This is a genomic window from Mesorhizobium sp. P2_C5_2 (assembly GCF_056404535.1).
The window spans coordinates 50,364-74,029 of sequence record NZ_JBFUDV010000005.1 but is presented as its reverse complement, the minus strand read 5'-3'; the positions used below and the strand labels follow the sequence as shown (position 1 = coordinate 74,029).

Sequence of the window (23,666 nt, the reverse complement as noted above, 5' to 3'; positions counted from 1 at the left end):
AGAGGGCGACATATCGACGGCCGGCCCTGTCCCGTAAACGCTAAACGAGCAGACCGGTACGATTTGCTCGAAAGCCGCGCAGTAACGCAAGATTCAACTGAAACACTTTCGCTTTCGGCACGCAATCGCGGGAGAACGCACACATCCTCCCCGGAAATGTTGCAGCATGCAATCGTCGGCACTTATGTCAGCGAATCCGAAATGCTTAGAGGGCTGGAATGGACGTCTTCGACATCCTCGACCGTCTCGTCGCCTTTCCATCGGTTGCCGGCAAGCCGAACGCAGATATCGCCGGCTGGATCGGGAACTGTCTGGCGGAGCACGGGGCGCAGGTCACAGTGCTCCCAGGGCCGGAAGGCGACCGTTTCAATCTTTTCGCAACGGTCGGTCCCGCCGATGTCCCGGGCTACATCCTGTCCGGCCACATGGACGTCGTCCCCGCCGGCGAACCGCAGTGGAGCTCGGCTCCTTTCATATTGCGCCGAGACGATGAACGGCTCTATGGACGCGGCACCACCGACATGAAGGGGTTTCTGGCCGCGGCACTGGCGGCCGTGCCTGCGCTGGCGAAACTACGCCTTTTCAGGCCAATCCACCTTGCCTTCTCCTATGACGAGGAGGTTGGATGTCGCGGCGTGCCGCATCTGATCGCCCGCCTTCCGGAACTTTGCGCAAAACCGCTCGGCGTCATCGTCGGCGAGCCCAGCGAGATGCGAGCCGTGCGCGGCCACAAGGGCAAGGCGGCCGCCCGCGTGATTATCAAGGGACGCTCCGGCCATTCCTCGCGGCCTGACCTCGGGCTCAACGCCATCCACGCCATGGCCGGCGTGCTGAGCGCGGCGGTGAGCGAAGCCGAGCGGCTGACGCACGGTCCGTTCAACTCCGCCTTCGAGCCTGCCTGTTCCTCGCTGCAGGCCGGTGTGATTGCAGGCGGACAGTCGGTCAACATCATTCCCGACAGTTGCACGCTGGACCTGGAGGCACGCGCCATACCCGGTGTCGACCCGGCGAGCCTGCTCGTGCCGGTCAAGGCGCGGGCCGAGGCCCTCGCAGCCGAGGGCTTTCTGGTCGAGTGGACGCCGATGAGCGCCTATCCGGCGCTGTCGCTGCCGCAAGACGCAGCGCTGGCAGCACTGCTGAGCGAGTTGACCGGCGAGGTGCCGCTCGCCGCCGTCAGCTTCGGTACGGAAGCCGGCCTTTACCAGGTTGCCGGGTTCGATGCGATCATCTGCGGGCCGGGCAACATCGACCGCGCCCACAAGCCGGACGAATATATTCTTGCCAGCGAACTCATTGCTAGCCAGCGGATGATCGAAGCGCTGGGCGCGCATTGCGCGGGCTGAGGGAGAACCTGGATGACATTCCTGTTCAATTCCGACGGGCGGCGTGGGGCGGTCTTTGCCGACGCCTTCGCCAGAGAATTGCCGGACGTCCCCTTCACGATGGATGCCGCAACGGTCGACCCCGGTGCCGTACGCTATCTTGTTACCTGGACCGCGCCAGGAGACCTGGCGCGCTACAGGAACCTGGAGATGCTGTTTTCCCTTGGCGCCGGCGTGGACCAGTTCCGCCTCGCCACCGTACCGGAACAGGTGAAGATCGTGCGTACGGTCGAGGAAGGCATCGTGCGCATGATGCAGGAGTACGTGATGCTTGCCGTACTCGCTTTACATCGCAACCTGCCGGGATATCTGGCACAGCAACGCGCCGGCGATTGGCACGATATCCCGCAGCTCCAGGCCGGGTCGCGCCGGATCGGCATGCTTGGCCTTGGACAGCTCGGCCAGGCCGCTCTCGATCGGCTGAAGCCCTTCGGCTTCCCGCTCGCCGGATGGAGCCGCACGCCGCGGCAGATCGAGGGTGTGACCTGTCATCAAGGCGAGCTTGGGCTGAAGGAAATGCTCGCGGACAGCGACATACTGGTGTGCCTGCTGCCGCTGACCGAGGATACGCGCGGTTTCCTGAATGCCGACCTGTTTGCGAAGCTGCCCAAGGGCGCAGCGCTCGTCCATACGGGCCGGGGGCCGCAGCTCGACCATGAAGCCCTTCTCGCCGCGCTCGACCGCGGTCATCTTTCAGCGGCGATGATCGACGTCACCGATCCCGAACCGCTGCCGACGAGCCATCCGTTCTGGTTGCATCCGAAGATCCTCCTGACCCCGCATGTCGCCAGCGTCACCCAGCCCGCGACGGCTGCACGCGCCGTCATCGCCAACATCAGGCGCCACCACGCGGGCCTCGACCCCATCGGGCTCGTCGACCGGTCGCGCGGCTATTGAAGTCCAACCCGAAAGGCCACTCCTTGTCCCTGCTCAAGACCGTCGACACCAACCCAATCTTCCCGCCGCGCGAATCCAGTGCGCTGCCCGAACGGCTGATTGGCGGCAACCCCGCCTTCAAGACCTGGGCGCAGGACGCCGCCAAGGATGATCTCGTCCACACCGGCGTCTGGGAAGCGACGCCCGGCGAGACGCGCTCGATCAAGGGAGAGACTTTCGAGTTCTGCCACATCCTCGCCGGCGTGATTGAAATCACGCCCGATGGTGGCGAGGCGGTGACCTACCGCGCCGGCGACAGCTTCGTGATGAAGCCCGGCTTCACCGGTGTTTGGAAGACCATAGAAACTGTGCGCAAAATCTATGTGACGGTAGGGTAATGGGATCCGCCTGAGGTGCTGCCCCCCACAACAGATTTTGCCGTCCCTCATCCCCAGCACGCAACAATCATCCGTGACCGATCATCGAACGGCGCATGCTGCGCCGTTGCTCGCGCTAAGCTCCTCCAGAAACTGCAGAGTGGTGTCCATGGGCCTGAGCTTCGATCCTAACAGTGTCTCCCTTCCCATCGGCCATTTCATTGGCGGAGAGCTGATCGCGGCGGTGGGCGCGATCGAGATGCGCCGACCGTCCGATGGCAAGGAATACGCCGTCGGTCCCGTGGCCGACGTCGATATGGTCGACCGTGCGGTGGAAAGCGCCAAAGCGGCGCTGAAGGCCAGCAACTGGGGCGGCGTCCGGCCGCGCGAGCGCACAAGGGCGCTCCAGGCCTGGGCCGACCTGATCGAGGCGGAAGCTGAAACGCTGGCCAGGATCGAGGCTCTGTGCTCGACACGGCCCGTCGGCCAGCTCGTTGCAGGCGACATCGCCATAACCGCCGAACAGATCCGCTTTTTCGCCGAGTTCGCCGACAAGGAAGGCAGCGAGCTCGTGCCGACCGACGATGCCACCCTCGGGATGATCATGAGCGAGCCCTATGGCGTGGTCGGCGCGATCACGCCCTGGAATTTTCCCATCTCGATGGCCGGCTGGAAGCTCGGTCCGGCACTGGCCGCGGGCAATGCGGCGGTACTCAAGCCATCGGAAATGACACCCTTCTCGGCCGTCTATATGGCAGAGCTCGCCATCAGGGCTGGCCTGCCGGCAGGGCTCATCAACGTGGTGCTCGGCGACGGTCCGACGACCGGCACAGCACTGACCGATCATCCCGACATCGCCAAGGTCTCCTTCACCGGCTCGACCCGCGCCGGCTCGGCCATCATGGAGAACGTCGCCCGCACCGGCGTTAAGCCGATGACACTGGAACTCGGCGGCAAGAGCCCGCAGATCGTTTTTGCCGATGCCGATCTCGACAAGGCAGCCATCGCGATCGCCGGCAGCGTCACCTTCAATGCCGGCCAGGCCTGTGTGGCCGGCACACGCCTGATCGTCGAGAAGATTGTCGCCGACAGGCTGACGACCGCCATCCTGCAACGGATGAAGGCGGTGCGGGCAGGCCCGACCTGGGACGAGGCAACGCAGTATTCGCCCATCATCTCGGAACGGCAGCGGGCGCGTGTCGATAGCATCGTGCGGGCGGCGGTCGAGGCCGGCGCCGAATGCCTGACCGGTGGCGTCGTCATGGACAGCCCGGGCTATTTCTACCAGCCGACACTGATCGCCAATGTCGATCAGGCCAATCCTGCGATCATCGAGGAAATTTTCGGCCCGGTCCTGACCGTCCAGACCTTCGAGACCGAGGAAGAGGCGCTGGCGCTGTCCAGCCATCCGACTTACGGGCTGGCCTCCGGCCTGTTCACCGCCGACCTGTCCCGTACCATCCGCCTGGCGCGCAAGCTTGAAGCGGGCACGGTCTGGGTCAACCGCTACCGCCGCTCGCGCGACCATATCCTGCCGACCGGCGGCTACAAGCGCTCCGGCATCGGCAAGGACCTCGGCCGCGAGGCGTATCACGCCAACCGCAGGACCAAGAGCGTCCTGATCAGCCTGTGAAGAGATGCCGATGAAGTCCTACTCGATCGCCCTGATCCCCGGTGACGGCATCGGCCGCGATGTCACCACCGCCGCCTGGACGGTGCTGGAGACGGCGGCCAAAAACTTCGGCTTTGCCGTGGCGGGCACGGAGTTCCCCTGGTCCTGTAAATTCTACAAGGATACCGGCCGCATGATGCCGCAGGATGGCATCGAGACCTTGCGCGGCTTCGACGCCATCCTTCTGGGCGCCGTCGGCTGGCCGGCGGAGGTGCCGGATTCCGTCTCGCTGCACGGTCTGCTGCTGCCGATCCGCAAGGCGTTCGTCCAATACGCCAACATCCGGCCGCACCGCCTGCTGCCGGGGGTAACAGGCCCGCTGCGGGCCGAGGGCTTCGACATATTGTGCATCCGGGAGAACACCGAGGGCGAATATTCAGGCGCTGGCGGGCGCGTGCATCAAGGCACTCTGAACGAGGTCGCAGTGGAGACCTCGATCTTCACCCGCGCCGGCGTCGAGCGCATCCTGCGCTTCGGCTTCGAGCAGGCGCGGGCTCGGCGAGGCAAGCTAGCTTCTGTGACGAAGTCCAACGCGCAGAAATACTCGATGGTGTTCTGGGACGAGATCACGCGAAAGTTGGAGGCGGATTATCCTGATGTCGAAGTGACCAGCTATCATGTCGACGCGCTTGCCGCGCGCATGATCATGGCGCCGGAGAGCCTCGACGTGGTCGTCGCCTCGAACCTGTTCGGCGACATCCTGACCGATATCGGCGCGGCGATCCAGGGCGGGCTCGGCTACGCCGCCTCCGCCAACATCAACCCCGACCGTTCGGCGCCATCCATGTTCGAGCCGGTGCATGGCTCCGCGCCCGACATCGCTCATCTCGGCATCGCCAACCCGATCGCCACCATATGGTCCGGCGCCATGATGCTCGATCATCTCGGCGAAACGGCTGCGGCCGGCCGTGTCATGAAAGCGGTCGAGGCGACAACCGCGCGCGACATCGGAACAACTCCCGGCAAAGACAGCACGAAAGCCATCACCGCCGCCATCGTCGCGTCGCTCACCTGATTGCAAGGTTGTTTTCTATGAAAAACCTGAAAGACAAAAGTCTCTTCCGCGAAGCCGGCCTGATCGGCGGCAGATGGGTCGCTGCCGGCTCCGGCAAGACGGTCGATGTCCTCGACCCGGCGACCCAGTCGCCGATCGGCACAGTGCCCGACATGGCCGGTCCGGAGACCCGCGCGGCGATAGCGGCCGCGGCTTCTGCCTATGGGGAATGGAAGAAGAAAACCAACGCCGAGCGCGCTACCCTCTTGGAGGCCTGGCACGGCCTGATGCTCGCGCATCTGGACGATCTGGCGCTGATCCTGACGACCGAACAGGGCAAGCCGCTGGACGAGGCCAGGGGTGAAATCCGTTACGGCGCATCCTTCGTCAAATGGTTCGCGGAGGAAGCGCGCCGCATCAACGGCCACACCATCCCCTCGCCCACGCTAGACCGGCGCATCATCGTCCTGAAGGAACCCGTCGGGGTGTGCGGTATCATCACGCCGTGGAACTTTCCCAACGCGATGATCACCCGCAAGGTCGCGCCGGCGCTGGCCGCCGGCTGCACGGTGGTCATCAAGCCATCCGAGTTCACGCCCTATTCGGCGCTGGCGCTCGGCGTGCTTGCCGAACGGGCGGGCATCCCCCCGGGCGTCATTAACATCGTTACCGGCATGCCGGCAGAGATCGGCAACGAGATCATGGCGAACGAGACGGTGCGCAAGATCTCCTTCACCGGCTCGACGCGGGTCGGTTCGCTGCTGATGCGCGGGGCGGCCGACAGTGTGAAGCGGCTCAGCCTCGAGCTCGGCGGCAACGCCCCCTTCATCGTCTTCGACGACGCCGATCTCGATCTCGCCATCGAGGGCGCGCTCGTCTCGAAGTTCCGCAATGGCGGCCAGACCTGCGTCTGCGCCAATCGCATCCTCGTCCAGGCCGGAGTCTATGAAGCCTTCGCAGCGAGGCTCACCGCCCGCGTCAACGCCATGACGGTGGGGCCCGGCACGCAGCCCGGCGTCGCCATCGGGCCGATGATCAACATGGCGGCGGTCGAGAAAATCAACCGCCACGTCGAGGACGCGCTCGCCAAAGGTGCAAAGATCATCACCGACCGGCCGGCCTTGCCTGGCGGTCCGCAATATGTCGCGCCGCTGGTGCTGACCGGCGCCACAAAGGACATGCAACTTGCCGGCGAGGAAACGTTTGGCCCGGTTGCGCCGCTTTTCCGCTTCGAGACGGAAGAGGAAGCGATCGCGCTGGCCAATGGCACGCCCTACGGGCTTGCCTCCTACTTCTACACCGAGAACCTGAAACGCGCCTGGCGCGTCGGCGAGGCGCTGGAATTCGGAATGGTGGGGCTCAACACCGGTTCGGTCTCGATCGAGGTGGCCCCCTTCGGCGGCGTCAAACAGTCCGGTCTCGGGCGCGAGGGGGCGCAGGCCGGCATTGAGGAATATCTCGAGATGAAGAGTTTTCATATGGGCGGGCTCAGCTAAGACAATTTGGCTGAAGCCCGGCCAGGCCAAAAAGATCACTGAATCCGATCGAGCGCCTTGTAGTAGAGGCCGACCATCGGCAGGAACCAGGGCTTGCCGGAATAGCCGGGAATGGCAGGCCACTCGAACCCCTTCATCGGATTGCGATCCTCGCGGCCGAGCATGGCGTCGGCCATGATCATGCCGAGCTGCGTGGAAAGCTGGGCGCCGTGACCGGAATAGCCCATCGCGTACCAGACCCCATCATGGTAGCCGGCCCGAGGGAAGCGGTCCTTGGTCATGTCGACCAGCCCGCCCCAGCAATAGTCGATCTCGACTTTGGCGAGTTGCGGGAAGGTCGTGGCAAGGCTTGCCTGCAATATCCGTCCGCTCCTGGCGTCGGAGCGCTGGTCCGATGTCGCCGAGAAGCGTGCGCGGCCTCCGAAGATCAGGCGGTTATCAGGTGAGAGGCGGAAGTAGTTGCCGATATTCATCGAGGTCACGCATGTCCGGTTGCCGGGCATGGTCGCGGCGATCTCAGCGTCGCTCAACGGCCGCGTGGCGATGATGAAGCTGCCGACGGAGATGATCCTGCGGCGAAAATAACCGAAATTCGGCGTGGTATAGGCGCCGGTCGCCACCAGCACATTGTCGGCGCTGATCCGGCCGCGCGAGGTGGTCAGCTCATGCCGGTTGCCGACCTGCTTGCAGTCTGTCACCGCCGCGTTCTCGTGGATGATTGCGCCGTGACGAACGGCGGCGGTGGCCAAGCCTGCAACATAGCGGCCCATATGCATCATGGCGCTCTTCTTCGACAGCATCGCGCCGTGGAAGGGCGAACCGATCTCGAATCTGAGATCATCCGCCGACAGCAGCGCCGTATCCGGGTCCACCTCGGCATGGAGGGCTTCGAAGTTGCGGGCGATTGATTCAAAATGCTGCGGCTTGGAGGCAAGCTTCAGCTTGCCGGCGCGGCGGAAATTGCAGTCGATGCCTTCCTCGGCGACCAGCGCCTCGATGGTGTCGACGGAGTCGTCCAGCGCCCGGTAGAGCGCAATCGCGCGTTCCTTGCCGAGTTCCGCCTTGGCAGAGAGGTAACTGTGGGCGAGGCCGTTGTTCAGGTGCCCGCCATTGCGTCCCGATGCGCCCCAGCCCACCCGCTCCGCCTCCAGCACGGCCACCTTCGCGCCGGCCTTCGCCAGTCGGTGCGCGGCGGCGAGACCGGTGAAGCCGCCACCGACGATGGCGGCATCGTAGTACCCCTCGACCGGGCCTTGCGCCCCGCCGGAAAACACCGGGGCTGTGTCGTGCCAATAGGAGACCAGTTTCATCGGCAATCCGCCTGTTTCAAAGCCCGACCACGCCCGGAAGACCGGAAATGTCTGATATCTCGACATAGCCATAGTACGGGTTGGCCGGTTCGTGCCCGCGATTGACCCAGACCTTGTTCTTGATGCCGAGATCGTGTGCCGACATCAGGTCGTAGCGGAACGAGGACGAGCAGTGAAGAATGTCTTCCGGGCCGCAGCCCAGCATGTCGAGCATATATTCGAACCCATTGAATCGGGGCTTGTAGGACTGCGCCTGCTCGGCCGTGTAGACGGCATGGAACGGCGCGCCGAGCTTCTCGACATTGGACATGATCTGCGCGTTCATGGCGTTGGACAGGATGACCAGCGGAATTTCCTTGGCGACCTTCGCCAGGCCGGCCGGAACATCCGCGTGAGGGCCCCAGGTCGGGACCCGTTCATAGACCATGCTGGCGTCGTCGGGGCTGAAGGCGACGCCATTGCGCTTGCAGGCGCGCTCGAGCGCGTTGTGGACAACGTCGGCATAAGGCTTCCAGTCGCCCATGATCTCGTCGAGCCGATACGCGGCGAAGTTCTTGATGAACTCCTGCATGCGCGGTTCGTCCAGCCGGCTGCCGTAAAGGTCGCGCGCCGCTTCCGCCATCTGGAAATTGGTCAGCGTGCCGTAGCAGTCGAAGGTGATGTATTTGGGCCTGAAAGAAGCCATGTCCGTCGATCTCCAGTGGAAGCACATTCTCGTTAGGACGTATTTCATCATAGGACGGCGAGTGGCGACCCACCTGACCGAAATGGCCCTCCCGAAAGCAGAAAGTTCCGTATCGACCGTCCGGTTTGGCACGCTGTAGCATCTTGGCGGTCGATGGGAGCGCCGGCCACGCCGTCAAAGGCAGCCGCTGCGGCCGGTGCCAGCACAAGATGCGGCGCACCCCTCGCGCTACGGCGAAAGATACCGCCGGAACCGACGCCTTCAGACGATCTGCGGCGCGCCGATGGCCGAGACTTGGCATCAGACGGAAAGGGAAGCCTCATGCAGCAGGGCGAGATCGACCTCCAGGCGTTCGGGCCGGACCATATCGAGGGCGCAGTGGCGCTTTCTCGCCAGGAGAACTGGCCGCATCGCCCGCAGGACTGGCAGATGGCGCTGCAGCTCTCGATCGGCGCGGTCGCGCTCGACGACCAGGGCCGCGTCACCGGAACCATCCTGGTAACGCCCTACGGCGCGGATTGCGCCATGATCAACATGGTGATCGTCGACAGGAACGTGCGGGGCAAGGGGCTTGGGCGCCGGCTCATGGATCAGGCCATCGCCCTAGCCGGCAACCGTCCGCTGCGGCTCGTCGCGACTGTGGACGGCATGCCACTCTATCAGAAACTGGGCTTTGTGCCCTCCGGCACCATCCGGCAGCATCAGGGCAAGGTTGCAGAGCTTGCTGCACCCGAAGGTGTGGAAGCAGCAGGCAACGACGATTTGCCGGAGATCAAGACGCTGGACCGCGACGCCTATGGCGCCGATCGCGAAGCGCTGATCGATGCGCTGGCCGAGCGCGGCCAATTCGCGGTCATCCGCCGCAACGGCGCCATCGAGGCCTATGCGGCGATCCGCCCGTTCGGACGCGGCGAGGTGCTCGGTCCGGTGATCGCGGGAAATGCAGAGGACGCCAAGGCGCTCATCAGTTTCTTCGCCACATCGCGCGCCGGCGCCTTCCTGCGCGTGGATACCGACAGCCTGACCGGCATCGCCGGCTGGCTCGGGGAAATCGGCCTCACCCATGTCGGCGGTGGCGTGACCATGGACCGTCCGTCCAGGACGGGCGCGGAGCAGTCCAGGCCAAAAATCTACGCCCTCGCCAACCAGGCGCTCGGTTAGTCCGGAGGACAACAATGCTCGCCAACTCGCTGATCGAACTCGATCGTGCCCATCTCATCCATCCGGTCTCTTCCTATCGCGGCCATGAGGCGCTCGGTGTGCGCGTCTTGAAATCGGCGAAGGGGGCGACCGTGACCGACGCGTCCGGCAAGCAACTCGTCGACGGTTTCGCGGGGCTATGGTGCGTCAACGCCGGCTATGGCCACGACAGCATCGTCGAGGCGGCGGCCCGGCAGATGCGCGAACTTCCCTACGCCACCGCCTATTTCGACCTCGGCTCGGAGCCGGCTATCCGGCTCGCCTCGGAACTGGCCGAGCGCGCGCCAGGCGACCTCAATCACGTCTTTTTCACGCTTGGAGGATCGGATGCGGTCGACAGCACGATCCGCTTCGTCCGCTACTATTGGAATGCCAAGGGCGAGCCGAAACGCGACCAGTTCATATCCATCGAACAGGGTTATCACGGCTCGTCTGTGGTCGGCGCGGGCCTGACCGCGTTGCCAGCCTTTCACGCCGGTTTCGGCATTCCCTTCGAATGGCAACACAAGATCCCCTCCCCCTATCCCTATCGCAACCCGGTCGGCGAGGACGGCAATGCGATCATCGCCGCTTCGCTCGCCGCGCTGAAGGCCAAGATCGAGGCGATCGGACCGGAACGGGTCGCTGCCTTCTATGCCGAGCCGATCCAGGGCTCGGGCGGCGTCATCGTCCCGCCGAAAGGCTGGATCAAGGCCGTGCGCGAGCTCTGCAAGGAGTACGGCATCCTGTTCGTTGCCGACGAGGTCATCACCGGCTTCGGCCGCACCGGACCCCTGTTCGCCTGCACGGAGGAGGACATCGTTCCCGATCTCATGACGACCGCCAAAGGGCTGACGTCGGGCTATGTGCCAATGGGCGCCGTATTCATGGCCGATCGTGTCTACGACGTCATCGCTGACGGCGCGGGCGCCTCCGCGGTCGGCCACGGCTACACCTATTCCGCCCATCCGGTCAGCGCCGCCGTCGCCCTCGAGGTGCTTAGGCTCTACGAAGACGGCCTTCTGGAGAACGGCGTCAAGGCCGGCGCTCGCCTGATGGCAGGCCTGGTCGGCTTGAGCGACCACCCTCTCGTCGGCGATGTGCGCGGTCGAGGCATGCTCGCCGCGATCGAACTGGTGGTCGACAAGCAGAAGAAGACACCGCTTCCAGCCTCGGCCATGCCGGCGCGGCGCGTCTTCGACAGGGCCTGGGACAATGGCCTCATCATCCGCGCCTTTGCCAACGGGGTTCTCGGCTACGCCCCTCCGCTCTGCTGCACCGACAGCGACATCGATGCGATCGTCGAGCGCACGCGCCGGACCCTCGACCAGACGCTTGCCGATCCCGACGTCCGTCAGGCCCTGGCATGACGGGCGGCGAATACGGCATGTTTCGAAATAGCGCCGGGGCAGCCGATTTCGCAATTTTGTGCCGCCCCCTCACGCCTTTTCGGCGAATTCGGCGTGGGGGAAGTGCCAGACTACGGTTAAGACAAGGCCAGAAAGCCCAAGTTTCCGGGCTTTTGAAAAAGGCCAGCGCCCCGGACAGCACGGAATTTTGTTCTGTTCAGCACCATGCAAATTCGGCCGCGCAGAGGAGAGCCAGTCTTGGCCAGAGGCTTTAGCGAATTCAAATACATGACCTTCGATGTCGTCGGCACGCTGATCGACTTCGAAGGCGGCATCACGACCTGTCTGGCCGGAATTGCAGCCGACGCAGGCGTTTCCTTCGATGGCGAGGCCGCGCTGGCCCTGTACCGGCAGGCCCGCTACATGCCCGCTGCGGGCCTGTTTCCCGACGATCTCTCACGTGTCTACATGGCCATCGCGCCGCAACTCGGCCTGCCGGCCGAGGAGAAATACGGCGCCCGCCTGCGGGACTCCGCCAGCGCTTGGCAAGGTTTCCCCGACAGCGCAGCGGCATTGGCCGAGCTTGCGAAATCCCACAAGCTGATCGCCATGACCAATGCCCGGCAATGGGCGCTCGATCATTTCGAGAAGCAGCTCGATTCGCCCTTCTTCGCTGCCTTCACCGCTGATGACACCGGCACGGAGAAACCGGACCCGGCCTTTTTCCAGAAGGTGTTCGATTTCGTGGCTTCCCGGGGCGACAGCAAGGACGACATCCTGCACGTCGCGCAAAGCCAGTACCACGACATCGGCATCTCTAGGGCGCTTGGCATGACCAACTGCTGGATCGAGCGTCGGCACGCCCAGAAGGGCTATGGCGGCACGATCGAACCCGAGCGCTTCACCGTGCCGGACCACCACTTCACCTCAATGGCCGCGTTGGCGGCGGCCGTGCGGGAAAGCCTGAAGGAACGAATCTAAGCCCAAGCCCCCGGAAAGCCGCGACAAGACGAGCATCCCGGAAAAACAAACAGAAAGGGGAATACCATGACCGACAAGATCACGAACTGGACCGGAGCAGACGATGCAACGGTCGAAAACGCCATTCGGCGGGGCGCGAGCCGCCGCGAACTCCTCAAGATGCTGCTGGCCGGCGGCGCCGCGGTTGCCGCGGGCAGCCTGGTGCTCGGCCGCGCCACCCAGGCCGTCGCCGCCGAGCCGGTTTCCGGCGGAACTTTCAAGGCCGCAGGCTGGTCGTCATCGACCGCCGATACGCTCGATCCGGCAAAGGCATCGCTGTCGACCGACTATGTCCGCTGCTGCTCGCTCTACAACCGCCTGACTTTCCTTGACAAGGACGGCGTCACGCAGATGGAGCTCGCCGAAAGCTTCGACAGCAAGGACGCCAAGACCTGGACCGTCAAGCTGCGCAAGGGCGTCACCTTCCACGACGGCAAGGACCTCACCGCCGACGACGTCGTCTTTTCGTTGAAGCGCCATCTCGATCCGGCGATCGGCTCCAAGGTCGCCAAGATCGCCGCGCAGATGACCGGCTTCAAGGCGGTCGACAAGTCGACCGTGGAAATCACGCTGGCCGATCCGAATGCCGACCTTCCGACCATCCTGGCGCTGCATCACTTCATGATCGTCCAGGACGGCACCACCGACTTCTCCAAGGGCAACGGCACCGGCGCCTTCGTGTTGCAAACGTTCGAACCGGGCGTGCGTTCGGTGGTCACCAAGAACAAGAACTATTGGAAATCAGGCAAGCCCTATCTCGACTCCTTCGAATTCATCGCCATCAGCGACGACAGCGCCCGCGTCAACGCCCTGCTTTCCGGCGACATCAACTTTGCCGCCTCGATCAATCCGCGAGCGATGAAGCTCATCGGCGGCCAGCAGGGCTTCGAATTGTCGAAAACGACTTCGGGCAACTACACCGACCTCAACATCCGGCTCGACATGGATCCGGGCAGCAAGGCCGACTTCGTCGCGGGCATGAAGTATCTCGTCAATCGCGAGCAGATCGTCAAATCGGCATTGCGCGGCCTCGGCGAAATCGGCAACGACCAGCCCGTCTCGCCGGCGAATATCTTCCATAACGCCGACGTCAAGCCAAAGGCTTTCGACCCGGACAAGGCGAAGTTCCACTTCCAGAAGTCAGGCCTGCTCGGCCAGTCCATCCCGGTAATCGCTTCCGACGCCGCGACCTCGTCGATCGATATGGCCACGATCATCCAGGCCGCCGGCGCAGAGATCGGCATGAAGCTGGACGTCCAGCGCGTCCCGGCCGATGGCTACTGGGACAATTACTGGCTGAAGGCGCCAATCCATTTCGGCAACATCAATCCGCGCCCGACGCCGGACATCCTGTTCTCGCTCCTCTACGCTTCCAACGCGCCGTGGAACGAAAGCCAGTACAAGTCCGAGAAGTTCGACAAGATGCTCATCGAGGCGCGCGGCTCGCTCGACCAGGCCAAGCGCAAGGAGATCTACGGCCAGATGCAGGCTATGGTCTCCGAAGAGGCCGGCACCATCATCCCAGCCTACATTTCCAACGTGGATGCCCTCTCCAGCAAGGTGAAGGGTTTGGAGGCGAACCCGCTCGGTGGCATGATGGGCTACGCAATGGCGGAATATCTCTGGCTCGAAGCCTAGGAAAAGCCTGCCGGGGGCCGGTCAGCCGGTCCTCGGCACTGCATTGCGCAAGATTGTTTTGGCCGAACGCAACCGCGGGGAGCGCTTCCATGACGTCTCGGGTTCTCAACCTCGTGCTGAAGCGGCTCGGGATTGCAGCCATCACGCTTTTGATCGTGCTGTTCGCCGTGTTTTTCGCCACCAGCATGCTGCCTGGCGACACCGCGTCGATCCTGCTCGGCCAGGCGGCGACTCCGGAAGCGGTCGCCGGCCTGCGTGAGGCCATGCATCTCAACGATCCGGCGATCCTGCGCTTCCTGCTTTGGCTTGTGGGACTGCTCCATGGCGACCTCGGCACTTCCTATGCCAATGAGATGCCGGTCGCGACGCTGATCGGCGGGCGCCTGGTCAACACCATGAAGCTCGCCGGCATCACCACGCTGCTCTCCGTGCCGCTGGCGCTGACGCTCGGCATCACCGCCGCGATGCTGCGTGGCTCCGTCTATGACCGCACCGTCACCATTCTTTCGATCGGCGTCATCTCCGTGCCGGAGTTCATGATCGCGACCCTCGCGGTGCTGCTTTTCGCCGTTTATCTCAGATGGCTGCCGGCTCTGTCCTCGGTCAACGAGGCGCATTCGCTGACCGACCTCGTGCGCATCTATGCGATGCCCGTGATCACGCTGACCTTCGTCATCTCCGCCCAGATGATCCGCATGACCCGCGCCGCGGTGATCGAAACGCTTTCGACGCCTTATGTCGAGATGGCGCTTCTCAAAGGCGCCTCGCGCAGCCGAATGGTCATGAGGCACGCGCTCCCGAACGCGCTCGGGCCGATCGTCAACGCGGTCGCGCTCTCGCTGTCCTATCTGGTCGGCGGTGTCATCATCGTGGAGACGATCTTCAACTATCCCGGCATCGCCAAGCTGATGGTCGATGCGGTCGCGACCCGCGACCTGCCGCTGATCCAGAGCTGCGCAATGATCTTCTGCCTCGGCTACCTCTTCCTCATCACCGCCGCCGACATCATCGCCATCATGTCCAACCCGAGGCTCAGATGACGATGGCGCGCGCCACAGCCCCCCGACGATCCTTCCTCGGCCACAGCTACAATCTGGTGGGCGTCGTGGCTTCGCTGGTCATCCTGACGTGGACGCTCATCGCGATCTTTGCGCCCTACGTCCTTCCCCATCCGATCGGCGACATCGTCGACGACGATTATTTCGGCCCGATGCGCCAGGGGCTGTGGCTCGGCTCGGACTATCTGGGGCGCGATATGCTCTCTCGGGTTCTGATGGGCGCACGCTACACTGTCGGCATATCGCTTGCCGCCGTCTGCATTGCCTGCTTTTCGGGCGTCGTGCTGGGCATGATGGCGGCCGTCACCGGGGGTTGGCTCGACACCTGCCTCAGCCGCTTCCTGGACGCCATGAACTCCATCCCAAGCAAGCTGTTCGGCCTTGTGGTCGTCGCTGCGGTCGGCTCGTCGGTGCCGGTGCTGATCCTGACGCTCGCCGTCATCTACATCCCCGGCGCCTACCGCTTCGCGCGGGCGCTCGCCGTCAACATCAACACCATGGACTTCGTGACCGTCGCGCGTGTCCGTGGCGAGAGCACCTTCTACCTTATCGGATCCGAGATCCTGCCCAACATCATGCGCCCGGTGCTGGCCGACTTCGGCCTGCGCTTCGTTTTCATCGTGCTGTTGCTCTCCGGCCTGTCCTTCCTGGGGCTCGGCCTCCAGCCGCCGCTCGCCGACTGGGGCGCGCTGGTGCGCGAGAACATCGGCGCCCTGCCCTTCGCCGCCCCCGCCGTCATCGTGCCCTCGCTGGCGATCGCCAGCCTCACCATCAGCGTCAACCTGCTGATCGATAACCTGCCGCAGAAGATCAGGGACCGGGACGCATGAGCAATCTCGTCGAGGTCAGGAACCTGAAGATCGAGGCGAAGACCGACTCCGGACGGCTTGTCGAAATCATCAAGGGCGTCAGCCTCGACATCGCCGACGGCGAGATCGTCGCCTTGATCGGCGAAAGCGGCTCCGGCAAGACGACGGTTGCGCTCTCGCTGATGGGCTATGCAAGGCCCGGCTGCCGGATCACCGGCGGCGAGATCAACGTCAACGGCAAGAACATGGCATCACTTTCCGAAAAGGAACGCTCGAGGTTGCGCGGCACCGACATTGCCTATGTCCCGCAAAGTGCCGCCGCGTCCTTCAACCCCTCGTCGACGATCATGGAGCAGGTGATCGAGGTCACGCGAATCCACAAGCTGATGCCACCCGCGCAGGCTCGCCAGCGAGCGGTCGAGCTGTTCCGGGCCTTGTCACTGCCGGACCCGGAAGGGATCGGAGCACGTTATCCGCACCAGGTTTCGGGCGGGCAATTGCAGCGGTTGGCGGCGGCTATGGCACTCATCGGCGATCCGAAGCTGATGATCTTCGACGAGCCCACGACGGCACTCGACGTGACGACGCAGATCGACGTGCTGAAGGCATTCAAATCGGTCATGCGGGCGGGCGGGATAGCGGGCGTCTACGTTTCCCACGACCTCGCGGTCGTCGCCCAGATCGCCGACCGCATCGTGGTGCTGAAGGGCGGCGAAGTGCAGGAGACCGGCACCACGGCTGATATCCTTTCGGCCGCCCAACATCCCTACACGCGCGAACTGCTGGCCGCCTTCGAACCGAAGCCGCGGCAAATACAGGCGACTGGCGATTCCGCAGCGAATCCGCTGCTTCGCGTGAGCAGTCTGACAGCCGGCTACGGACCGGTGAAACCTGACGGGCAGCCGGTTGTCCGCGCGGTCGATTCCGTCAGCCTGGTCGTGGAGAAAGGGCGCAATCTTGGCGTGATCGGCGAATCCGGCTGCGGAAAGTCGACGCTGGCGCGGGCCATCGCCGGCATCCATCCGGCGGCCGCTGGCGACATCGTCTTCGACGGCAAGGACCTGCAGCGCGCCGCCGGAAAACGCAGCCGGGACCAGCTGCGCGAAATGCAGATCGTGTTCCAGTATGCCGATACCGCGCTCAATCCGGCCAAGGCGGTGGAGGACATCATCTCTCGACCGCTGGCCTTCTATCACGGGCTCGACAGGCAGGCGCGCTCGAAGCGCGTCGACGAACTGCTCGACATGGTGCGCCTGCCGAGGACGCTGCGCTACCGCCACCCATCGGAGCTCTCGGGCGGCCAGAAGCAGCGCGTGAATTTCGCGCGCGCGCTGGCGGCCGATCCCAAGCTCATCATCTGCGATGAAATCACCTCGGCGCTCGACACGGTGGTGGCGTCCGCCGTGATCGAGCTGCTCAAGGAGCTGCAGCGCGAACTGGGCCTTTCCTACATTTTCATCAGCCACGACCTCTCGGTCGTCGAGGCCATCTGCGACCAGATCATGGTCATGTACAATGGCGAGCGGGTGGAGCAGATCACGCCCGACAAATTGAAGGCGCCCACCCACCCCTATTCCAAACTTCTGTTCTCCTCCGTGCCGAAGCTCGATCCGACCTGGCTCGACGGCCTCGTGCGCGACCCCGAGCTCGTCAGGCAATACGGCCACCGCTGACGAAGCAGCAGTGCCTCACCTCACCTGGGCCCTATCTCGGAAAAAGACTCGGCAGCGGCATGTGCGCCTTGACGATTGGGGATTTCAGCACGACGAAGCTGAAATACTTGTCGATGCCGATATCCATGTCGGTCAGCCGCTCCATGATCGCCTGGTAGTCTCCAATGCCGGCAGTCACGAATTTCATCAAATAGTCGTAGCCGCCGGAAACGAGGTGGCATTCGATGACCTGGTCGATCTTCTCCACCACGGCGAGAAAGCGGGCGAAATCCACCTGCCGGTGGTTCTTCAGGGTGATTTCCGTGAACACGGTCAGCGTCTGACCGAGCTTACCTAGATTGATCTGGGCGGAATAGCCTTGGATGTAGCCTTCCGACTGGAGCTTCTTGACGCGCATGAGACAGGGGCTTGGAGACAGATGCACGAGCTCGGCGAGTTCCACGTTGGTGACGCGGCCGTTCTTTTGCAGCTCGTGCAGAATCTTGATGTCGATCCGATCCAGTTTCATGGCCGTCTCCGAAGATGCGCGCTACAGCACAATCTGCTGTCGTACCAACAAGCTTTGACACTACCACAGGCTTGGGGCCTGTCCATCCGACCGGATACAGGCTGAATGGCAGGGACTCCCGATTCCAATAGGGCTTCCAGAATAAAATACTGCTTCGGCCTCAACTGCAGCAGCGGCTGCCTCCGCAACGCGGTAGATTGAAGCTTCAAAGCAGAGAACGACATGCCCGCGCCACTGCAGCAAATCGAGACATCCGGCGAACTGCCACAGTCCGCGGACGTGGTGGTGATCGGCGGCGGCATCGCAGGTGTCTTCACGGCCTATTATCTGGCAAGGCGCGGCCTGCAGGTTGCGCTTGTCGAAAAGGGACGCATCGGCGCCGAGCAGTCCAGCAGAAACTGGGGATGGTGCCGCCAGCAGAACCGCGATGCCCGCGAGCTGCCGATGGCTACAAAAAGCCTCGACCTGTGGGACAGCTTTGCGACGGAAACCGGCGAAGACACCGGCTTTCGCCGCTGCGGCCTGCTCTATCTTAGCAATGACGAGGCGGAACTGGCCGGCTGGGCGCGCTGGCGTGACTTCGCCAGAACGACCGGTGTCACCACGCATATGCTGGGCGGTGCCGAGGCAAATAAGCGAGGCCGCGCCACGGGCCGGACCTGGAAGGGTGGCGTCTTCTCGCCGACCGACGGCACCGCCGATCCGTCGCGGGCCGCGCCCTCGGTCGCCCGGGCCATCCTCAAGCTCGGGGGCTCTGTGCACCAGAATTGCGCCGCGCGCGGTATCGAGACGGAGGGCGGGCGCCTGAGCGGCGTGATCACGGAAAATGGAACGATCCGCACGAAGCTGGCGGTCCTGGCCGGCGGCGCCTGGGCATCCTCCTTTTGCAGGCAGTTCGGTTTCCGCTTTCCACAGGCATCGATCCGCTCCTCCATCCTGTCCGTTTCGCCGGGCGCCGAGGGCCTGCCGGATGCGCTGCACACGGCGAGTATCTCGGCCACCCGTCGCGGCGATGGCGGCTATACGCTCGCCATAAGCGGGCGTGGACGCGTGGACGTGACACCGCAGCAGCTGCGCTTCTCCTCGCAGTTCCTGCCCATGTTCCTGAAGCGGTGGCGAAGCCTCGCGCCGGGCGGCCTGCAGGGCATGCGCTCGGGCCACGAAACGTTGCGGCGCTGGCGGCTCGACCAGCCGACGCCGATGGAGCGGATACGCATCCTCGATCCGATCCCGGACCAGGCGACCATCCGCCTGACCCATGCCCGGGCGCTCGAACTGCTGCCGACACTGCGCCAGACCAGGATCAGCGCGGCGTGGGCCGGCTACGTCGACAGCACGCCGGACGGCGTGCCTGCCATAGGTGAGATACATACCGTTCCGGGTTTCTTCCTGGCAGCCGGCTTTTCGGGACACGGTTTCGGCATTGGACCCGGCGCCGGGCATCTCGTCGCCGATCTGGTGACTGGCTCCGAACCGATCGTCGATCCGACATCCTACGATCCGCGGCGCTTCGAAGCTTCTGTGTGGGGGAAGGTCGCCGATTTCTAAGACGCGATCCACGTAACATCCAGACGGGCCTCCGGAACACATCAGCCGTCTCCTGGAAGTGTGCTGAAGGGCACATTGGGATTGAGCAGATGCCCGAGGCAGTCGCTGCTCCTGGTTGCTCCCGCGATCATCCGCAGAAGCGGCGGAATGTTTCCAGCCAGTTGTCGCCCATGATTGCCGCCGTCTGTTCGCGGCTATAGCCGCGGTCGAGAAGGCCCTGCGTCAGGTTCGGCAATTTGGTGACTGTCTCGATGCCGACCGGATAAGACTGCCGGCCAAAACTCGACAGCGGGCCGAAAATGTCGGGGCGACGGGTCCGCCAGGTGACGACGCTGGGCGGTGCGACGACCGATGCCTGCTCCTGGTATTTTTCGACATAGTCCACCCCGACGCCGACATGTCCCGCGCCGACCAGCCGAACCAGATGATCGACATGGTCGAGGACATCATCGAGCGTCGGCGTTCCGTCGGCCAGCGATTGCGGCAGGCCGCAGACGCCGATCATGCCGCCTTTTTCGGCCATCGCCTTGACCGTCGCGTCTTCAGTGTTGCGGCCGTTCGACCGAAGGCCGTCGGCATTGGAATGCGTACAGACCGGCGCCCGCGCCAATGCGGTGGTCTCGGCGCGCGTGCGGTGGCCGCAATGCGAGAGATCGATCATCAATGGCAATGAGTTGGCCAACGCCACCAGTTCCTCGCCAAGGTAGCTGAGGCCGGCATCGCGCCGTTCGCCACATCCGTCGCCAAAGATGTTGGCAGTGGTGTAGGCAAGGCCGAGCACGCGAAGCCCCATCCTGGTCAGCAGTTCCAGCCGCCAAAGCTGATCGTCCAGCATGGTCGCGCCCTGGGTGCCGAAAACGACGCCAAGCTTACCGGCCTGCTTTGCCGCCAGCATATCGTCGGCCGTCAGGCAGAGTTTCAGGTAGGCGCTTTTCTCGATCATCGAGAGATAGCGCTCCGCGTTGCGCATCACGACATCCCAGTTCTCCTCCAAAGCGAAGGTGACATTGGTCGCGTTGACCCCGCCGGCCAGCGTCCGTTCGGCATATTTGTCCTCGAGCACATAGGCGATGGACAGCGCGTCGAAGACGAACATCTCGTCGTGGAAGCGTCGCGTCTCCTCGCTGGCTTGCCCGGTGGCCGGGCGAACGGCGGATACAACTGACATGTCTATCTTCTCCTTGATCGATTCAGGCTGAAATCCGGCTGGCGGCCTCGGCCGCAAACCGCTTGATGTGGAATGGCTCGATCGGCGTCGTGGTGGAGCCCCGGTCGATCAGTTCGGCCATCACGTCACCCACCCCCGGACCCAGTTGAAAACCATGGCCGCAAAAGCCGAAGGCGTAGTAGAGACCGGACACCCGCGCGCTCGGCCCCATAATGGGAATGTCGTCAGGCAAATAGCTCTCGATGCCGCTCCAGGTGCGAATGACCCGCATGTTGGCGAGCGCCGGCACCAGGCGACGGATCTGTCGAAGCTGATTGCGGAGATGACCGGGCACCGCATAGGCGCGTCTTATGTCGGCAAAGGCCGGACCACGCGTGCCGCCGCCGAAGACGACATTGCCGCGTTCGACCTGGCGCAGATAGACGACCTCTTGCGGAATTGCAGTCGACACGCCGATCACCGGTTTGAGGCGATACGGCAGCGGCTCCGTCACCGCCATTTGCGGTCCGTGCACGGCGATGGGAACCGGCTCTTCGAACTGCCGGGACAACGCGCCGCCCCAGGCTCCGGCAGTAACCAGCGCGATCGGCGCGCTGAACATCCTGCCATCGGCTGCGGTCGCCTGGAAGTCATCGCCTGGCTTGGCGATCGAAACGATGTCGGTGTTCTCGAACACATCGACCCCTGCCCGCGCCCCCGCGCGGGCGAATGCGGGTGCGGCAAGCCGTGGATTTGCGTGGCCGTCATTGGGCGAATAGGAGCCGGCGATGGCTTCCGGCCCAAAGAAGCCGAAACGCGCCTTGAGCTCATTGGCGCTCAGCAATTCGAGGTCGAGGCCGTAGTCGCGCGCCTTTTGTGCGTAGGCTTCGATCACACCGATCTGCCGGGGATCGTAACAGACGCGGATATGGCCGGTCGGCAGGAACTCGACATCTTCGCCAAGCAGTTCGTTCAACCTAACCCAGATTTCGCGCGAACGGTTGGCCAAGGGGAGTTGCGGCAGAAAGCGTCCCTGCCGTCGCACATTGCCGAAATTGACGCCACTTGCCTGCTGTCCGACCAGCCCGCGTTCGAGCAGAATGACCGAACGCCCGCGCCGGCGCAGGAAGAACGCCGCGGCGGTTCCCATCAGGCCGCCGCCAATGACGATCACGTCGGCCTGCAACGGCTTCATGCTGCCTGCTCCGTGTCGCTCTCGGCGCCGATGACTAAAGGCTTGACCGGCGCCTGGGCGCGGATGCGGCCCACCGCTTCAACCGGAACGCCGGCGCACGCAGCGATCACCTCGGCCGCCGCATGCCCGCAATAGCGGCCCTGGCAGCGGCCCATGCCGACACGGCTGAAGGCCTTGGCGCGATTGACCTCAACAGCGCCATTGCCGAAGACGGCTGCACGCAGTTCACCAGCGGTGATGTTTTCGCAGCGGCAGACCACCGTATCTTCACTGAGGGCAGCGGCAGCGCCCGCCGGCCACGGGAAAGCAGCGACGATGCCGCGCCGAAACCGCCCAAAGATACGCAAGCGACGGCGAAGGCGCGCAACCTGAGCCGGCGCCATCGGGCGGCCAAGATCGGACAGCACGGCTAATGCGGCCAGGCGCCCGGCCGCCTCGGCGGCGTCGGCGCCGAGCGTCAGGGCGCCATCGCCGGCCAAATAAACGCCCGCAACGCTGCTGCGGCCGTCGGTGTCTTTTATCGGAAAGAACTGGCGTGTCTGCGCATCGAAACGGAACTCGCAGCGTGCGAGGTCCGCCAGTTGCGTCTCAGGGCGCAAATGATAGCCGAGCGCGACGGCGTCGCAGGCAATGTCACGGACTTGCCCCTTGTCGGTGCGGAAGCGGACCGTCTCGACGCCGATCCCAGGCCGGCCTTCGATCTCTACCGGCGTTATGCCGCTGTGGATCTCGATGCCGGCACGGCGAAGCTTCATGGTGAGGGCCAGCCCCTTCAGCAGGACATCCGGCCGGGCGATCAGTTTTGGCAGTGCCTTGACCCGCAGGTGGAAAGGCGAGGTATCGAGCACCGCGGCCACTTCGGCGCCCGCCTTCGAATATTGCGCCGCCACGAGATAGAGGAGCGGTCCACTGCCCATAAACACGACTCGCCTGCCGATCGCGGTGGCCTGCGACTTCAACGCTATCTGCGCAGCACCCAGGCTGTAGACGCCTGCCCGGTTCCAGCCCCGCACCGGCATCAGGCGGTCAGTTGCCCCCGAAGCGATGATCAGCGCGTCGAAATCGACCTCGCTGGTTCGGGACCCTTGAAGGAGATGCAACTGCTTTTCCCATATTCCCCAGGCGAGGGTTTCGGGCCGATAATCTATATGATCGTGCAGAGCCTCGAAGCTGCGATGCAGATTCTCGGCCCGGCCGGCCTCCGATCCGTAGAGCGAGGCGTAGGAGCGGCGAAACCCTTCCGGCTGGCGACGATAGATCTGTCCACCGTCGCGGCTGCTTTCGTCGATGACGATCGGCCGAAGCCCGGCCGCAACCAGTGTCTCGGCGGCGCGCACACCGGCCGGACCGGCGCCGACGATCACTATGCGAAGATCGGGCACTTTGTGACGATCGGGCACTATGCGAGGCTCGGCCATGTGTGCTCCGAAGCTTTGGTGGCAATGCGCATGCCGGCGGCAAGCGGTGTGGTGCAGGCGCGCAAGCGTTCGCCTGTGTCGGTCCATACCCAGCAGTCCTGGCAGGCGCCCATCAGACAGAAGCCGGCACGATGGCCATCGCCAAACTCCGAACTTCTGAGGTGACCTATCTGCGTGAGCATGGCCACCAACAGCGTGTCCCCTTCGCAGCCGGCAACCGGCCGGCCGTCAATGGAGAAGACGAGCCTCGGCCTGTCTCGCTCGCCCAGGCGTAGGAAACGACCGCTTTCGTTTGAGTCCATGGGCGATCCTCCTCTGGATCTGGCTGTCTG

General features: G+C 64.0%; 21 protein-coding genes. 14 read left to right on the top strand and 7 right to left on the bottom strand.

The genetic code is table 11. From position 1 onward, the window contains the following. The first annotated feature begins 218 nt into the window (after nt 1–218). The 6 genes from argE (at nt 219) to AC1D1B_RS18935 (ending at nt 6,797) form a co-directional block, all read left to right on the top strand. Entirely contained in the window at nt 219–1,343 is a 1,125-nt protein-coding gene (argE, locus tag AC1D1B_RS18960; RefSeq protein WP_477333992.1) for an acetylornithine deacetylase, read from the top strand. A 12-nt stretch (nt 1,344–1,355) separates the two neighbouring features. Continuing rightward, nucleotides 1,356–2,279, top strand: coding sequence for a 2-hydroxyacid dehydrogenase (locus AC1D1B_RS18955; protein WP_477333991.1), 924 nt, complete (start codon nt 1,356–1,358; stop codon nt 2,277–2,279). Between the two features lie 23 nt (nt 2,280–2,302). Continuing rightward, nucleotides 2,303–2,656: a cupin domain-containing protein gene (locus AC1D1B_RS18950; protein WP_477333990.1), complete on the top strand. Its 354-nt coding sequence runs from the start codon at nt 2,303–2,305 to the stop codon at nt 2,654–2,656. 148 nt (nt 2,657–2,804) lie between these two features. Continuing rightward, a complete protein-coding gene (locus tag AC1D1B_RS18945; RefSeq protein ID WP_477333989.1) occupies nt 2,805–4,268 on the top strand; it encodes an aldehyde dehydrogenase family protein in 1,464 nt (487 codons plus the stop codon). A gap of 10 nt (nt 4,269–4,278) precedes the next feature. Further along, nucleotides 4,279–5,322 (top strand): tartrate dehydrogenase, encoded by a 1,044-nt coding sequence (locus AC1D1B_RS18940; RefSeq protein WP_477333988.1) that lies wholly within the window; start codon nt 4,279–4,281, stop codon nt 5,320–5,322. A 17-nt stretch (nt 5,323–5,339) separates the two neighbouring features. Further along, nucleotides 5,340–6,797, top strand: coding sequence for an NAD-dependent succinate-semialdehyde dehydrogenase (locus AC1D1B_RS18935; protein ID WP_477333987.1), 1,458 nt, complete (start codon nt 5,340–5,342; stop codon nt 6,795–6,797). 35 nt (nt 6,798–6,832) lie between these two features. On the opposite strand, the gene AC1D1B_RS18930 is transcribed toward AC1D1B_RS18935, so the two are convergent. Both AC1D1B_RS18930 and AC1D1B_RS18925 read right to left on the bottom strand, forming a co-directional pair. Continuing rightward, complete coding sequence (locus AC1D1B_RS18930; RefSeq protein ID WP_477333986.1) at nt 6,833–8,107, bottom strand: NAD(P)/FAD-dependent oxidoreductase; 1,275 nt, start codon at nt 8,105–8,107, stop codon at nt 6,833–6,835. A 16-nt stretch (nt 8,108–8,123) separates the two neighbouring features. After that, on the bottom strand, nt 8,124–8,792 hold the full coding sequence (locus AC1D1B_RS18925) for a haloacid dehalogenase type II (RefSeq protein ID WP_477333985.1): 669 nt from the start codon (nt 8,790–8,792) through the stop codon (nt 8,124–8,126). Between the two features lie 321 nt (nt 8,793–9,113). On the opposite strand from AC1D1B_RS18925, the gene AC1D1B_RS18920 reads away from it, so the two are divergent. The 7 genes from AC1D1B_RS18920 to AC1D1B_RS18890 all read left to right on the top strand — a co-directional run bounded on the left by AC1D1B_RS18920 (nt 9,114) and on the right by AC1D1B_RS18890 (nt 17,518). Next, entirely contained in the window at nt 9,114–9,953 is an 840-nt protein-coding gene (locus tag AC1D1B_RS18920; RefSeq protein ID WP_477333984.1) for a GNAT family N-acetyltransferase, read from the top strand. A gap of 14 nt (nt 9,954–9,967) precedes the next feature. After that, complete coding sequence (locus tag AC1D1B_RS18915) at nt 9,968–11,341, top strand: aminotransferase class III-fold pyridoxal phosphate-dependent enzyme (RefSeq protein ID WP_477333983.1); 1,374 nt, start codon at nt 9,968–9,970, stop codon at nt 11,339–11,341. Nucleotides 11,342–11,545: 204 nt separating this feature from the next. Continuing rightward, nucleotides 11,546–12,301, top strand: coding sequence for an HAD-IA family hydrolase (locus AC1D1B_RS18910; RefSeq protein WP_477333982.1), 756 nt, complete (start codon nt 11,546–11,548; stop codon nt 12,299–12,301). 66 nt (nt 12,302–12,367) lie between these two features. Beyond that, the gene (locus AC1D1B_RS18905; RefSeq protein ID WP_477333981.1) at nt 12,368–13,978 is read left to right on the top strand and encodes an ABC transporter substrate-binding protein; all 1,611 of its coding nucleotides are present in this window, start codon (nt 12,368–12,370) and stop codon (nt 13,976–13,978) included. A gap of 89 nt (nt 13,979–14,067) precedes the next feature. Next, complete coding sequence (locus tag AC1D1B_RS18900) at nt 14,068–15,018, top strand: ABC transporter permease (RefSeq protein WP_477333980.1); 951 nt, start codon at nt 14,068–14,070, stop codon at nt 15,016–15,018. Next, nucleotides 15,015–15,866, top strand: a complete 852-nt coding sequence (locus AC1D1B_RS18895; protein WP_477333979.1) for an ABC transporter permease — start codon at nt 15,015–15,017, stop codon at nt 15,864–15,866. The genes AC1D1B_RS18900 and AC1D1B_RS18895 overlap by 4 nt, the downstream gene beginning before the upstream one ends. Then, nucleotides 15,863–17,518 carry an ABC transporter ATP-binding protein gene (locus AC1D1B_RS18890; protein ID WP_477333978.1) on the top strand — a complete coding sequence of 552 codons (1,656 nt, stop codon included), beginning with the start codon at nt 15,863–15,865 and terminating at the stop codon, nt 17,516–17,518. Before AC1D1B_RS18895 ends, AC1D1B_RS18890 begins: the two co-directional genes overlap by 4 nt. A 31-nt stretch (nt 17,519–17,549) precedes the next feature. Here the strand turns inward: AC1D1B_RS18890 and AC1D1B_RS18885 are convergent, their stop codons facing one another. Further along, nucleotides 17,550–18,026, bottom strand: a complete 477-nt coding sequence (locus AC1D1B_RS18885; protein WP_112394265.1) for an Lrp/AsnC family transcriptional regulator — start codon at nt 18,024–18,026, stop codon at nt 17,550–17,552. Nucleotides 18,027–18,248: 222 nt separating this feature from the next. On the opposite strand from AC1D1B_RS18885, the gene AC1D1B_RS18880 reads away from it, so the two are divergent. After that, nucleotides 18,249–19,574 carry an NAD(P)/FAD-dependent oxidoreductase gene (locus AC1D1B_RS18880; protein ID WP_477333977.1) on the top strand — a complete coding sequence of 442 codons (1,326 nt, stop codon included), beginning with the start codon at nt 18,249–18,251 and terminating at the stop codon, nt 19,572–19,574. A gap of 127 nt (nt 19,575–19,701) precedes the next feature. Here AC1D1B_RS18880 and AC1D1B_RS18875 read toward each other — a convergent pair whose 3' ends face one another. From AC1D1B_RS18875 to AC1D1B_RS18860, 4 genes are read right to left on the bottom strand one after another with little or no spacing between them, the layout of a single operon-like run. After that, nucleotides 19,702–20,742 (bottom strand): membrane dipeptidase, encoded by a 1,041-nt coding sequence (locus AC1D1B_RS18875; protein WP_477333976.1) that lies wholly within the window; start codon nt 20,740–20,742, stop codon nt 19,702–19,704. 22 nt (nt 20,743–20,764) lie between these two features. Beyond that, the gene (locus AC1D1B_RS18870) at nt 20,765–21,916 is read right to left on the bottom strand and encodes an NAD(P)/FAD-dependent oxidoreductase (protein WP_477333975.1); all 1,152 of its coding nucleotides are present in this window, start codon (nt 21,914–21,916) and stop codon (nt 20,765–20,767) included. Continuing rightward, nucleotides 21,913–23,334: an FAD/NAD(P)-dependent oxidoreductase gene (locus AC1D1B_RS18865; RefSeq protein WP_477333974.1), complete on the bottom strand. Its 1,422-nt coding sequence runs from the start codon at nt 23,332–23,334 to the stop codon at nt 21,913–21,915. Before AC1D1B_RS18865 ends, AC1D1B_RS18870 begins: the two co-directional genes overlap by 4 nt. Continuing rightward, nucleotides 23,316–23,636, bottom strand: a complete 321-nt coding sequence (locus AC1D1B_RS18860) for a (2Fe-2S)-binding protein (RefSeq protein WP_477333973.1) — start codon at nt 23,634–23,636, stop codon at nt 23,316–23,318. Before AC1D1B_RS18860 ends, AC1D1B_RS18865 begins: the two co-directional genes overlap by 19 nt. Between the last annotated feature and the right edge of the window lie 30 nt (nt 23,637–23,666).

Bases quoted from the DNA above. Each gene is read 5' to 3' on its own strand.
- argE (WP_477333992.1), top strand. From the start codon at position 219: ATGGACGTCTTCGACATCCTCGACCGTCTCGTCGCCTTTCCATCGGTT.
- AC1D1B_RS18955 (WP_477333991.1), top strand. From the start codon at position 1,356: ATGACATTCCTGTTCAATTCCGACGGGCGGCGTGGGGCGGTCTTTGCC.
- AC1D1B_RS18945 (WP_477333989.1), top strand. From the start codon at position 2,805: ATGGGCCTGAGCTTCGATCCTAACAGTGTCTCCCTTCCCATCGGCCAT.
- AC1D1B_RS18940 (WP_477333988.1), top strand. From the start codon at position 4,279: ATGAAGTCCTACTCGATCGCCCTGATCCCCGGTGACGGCATCGGCCGC.
- AC1D1B_RS18935 (WP_477333987.1), top strand. From the start codon at position 5,340: ATGAAAAACCTGAAAGACAAAAGTCTCTTCCGCGAAGCCGGCCTGATC.
- AC1D1B_RS18930 (WP_477333986.1), bottom strand. From the start codon at position 8,107: ATGAAACTGGTCTCCTATTGGCACGACACAGCCCCGGTGTTTTCCGGC.
- AC1D1B_RS18925 (WP_477333985.1), bottom strand. From the start codon at position 8,792: ATGGCTTCTTTCAGGCCCAAATACATCACCTTCGACTGCTACGGCACG.
- AC1D1B_RS18920 (WP_477333984.1), top strand. From the start codon at position 9,114: ATGCAGCAGGGCGAGATCGACCTCCAGGCGTTCGGGCCGGACCATATC.
- AC1D1B_RS18915 (WP_477333983.1), top strand. From the start codon at position 9,968: ATGCTCGCCAACTCGCTGATCGAACTCGATCGTGCCCATCTCATCCAT.
- AC1D1B_RS18910 (WP_477333982.1), top strand. From the start codon at position 11,546: ATGCAAATTCGGCCGCGCAGAGGAGAGCCAGTCTTGGCCAGAGGCTTT.
- AC1D1B_RS18905 (WP_477333981.1), top strand. From the start codon at position 12,368: ATGACCGACAAGATCACGAACTGGACCGGAGCAGACGATGCAACGGTC.
- AC1D1B_RS18900 (WP_477333980.1), top strand. From the start codon at position 14,068: ATGACGTCTCGGGTTCTCAACCTCGTGCTGAAGCGGCTCGGGATTGCA.
- AC1D1B_RS18895 (WP_477333979.1), top strand. From the start codon at position 15,015: ATGACGATGGCGCGCGCCACAGCCCCCCGACGATCCTTCCTCGGCCAC.
- AC1D1B_RS18890 (WP_477333978.1), top strand. From the start codon at position 15,863: ATGAGCAATCTCGTCGAGGTCAGGAACCTGAAGATCGAGGCGAAGACC.
- AC1D1B_RS18885 (WP_112394265.1), bottom strand. From the start codon at position 18,026: ATGAAACTGGATCGGATCGACATCAAGATTCTGCACGAGCTGCAAAAG.
- AC1D1B_RS18880 (WP_477333977.1), top strand. From the start codon at position 18,249: ATGCCCGCGCCACTGCAGCAAATCGAGACATCCGGCGAACTGCCACAG.
- AC1D1B_RS18875 (WP_477333976.1), bottom strand. From the start codon at position 20,742: ATGTCAGTTGTATCCGCCGTTCGCCCGGCCACCGGGCAAGCCAGCGAG.
- AC1D1B_RS18870 (WP_477333975.1), bottom strand. From the start codon at position 21,916: ATGAAGCCGTTGCAGGCCGACGTGATCGTCATTGGCGGCGGCCTGATG.
- AC1D1B_RS18865 (WP_477333974.1), bottom strand. From the start codon at position 23,334: ATGGCCGAGCCTCGCATAGTGCCCGATCGTCACAAAGTGCCCGATCTT.
- AC1D1B_RS18860 (WP_477333973.1), bottom strand. From the start codon at position 23,636: ATGGACTCAAACGAAAGCGGTCGTTTCCTACGCCTGGGCGAGCGAGAC.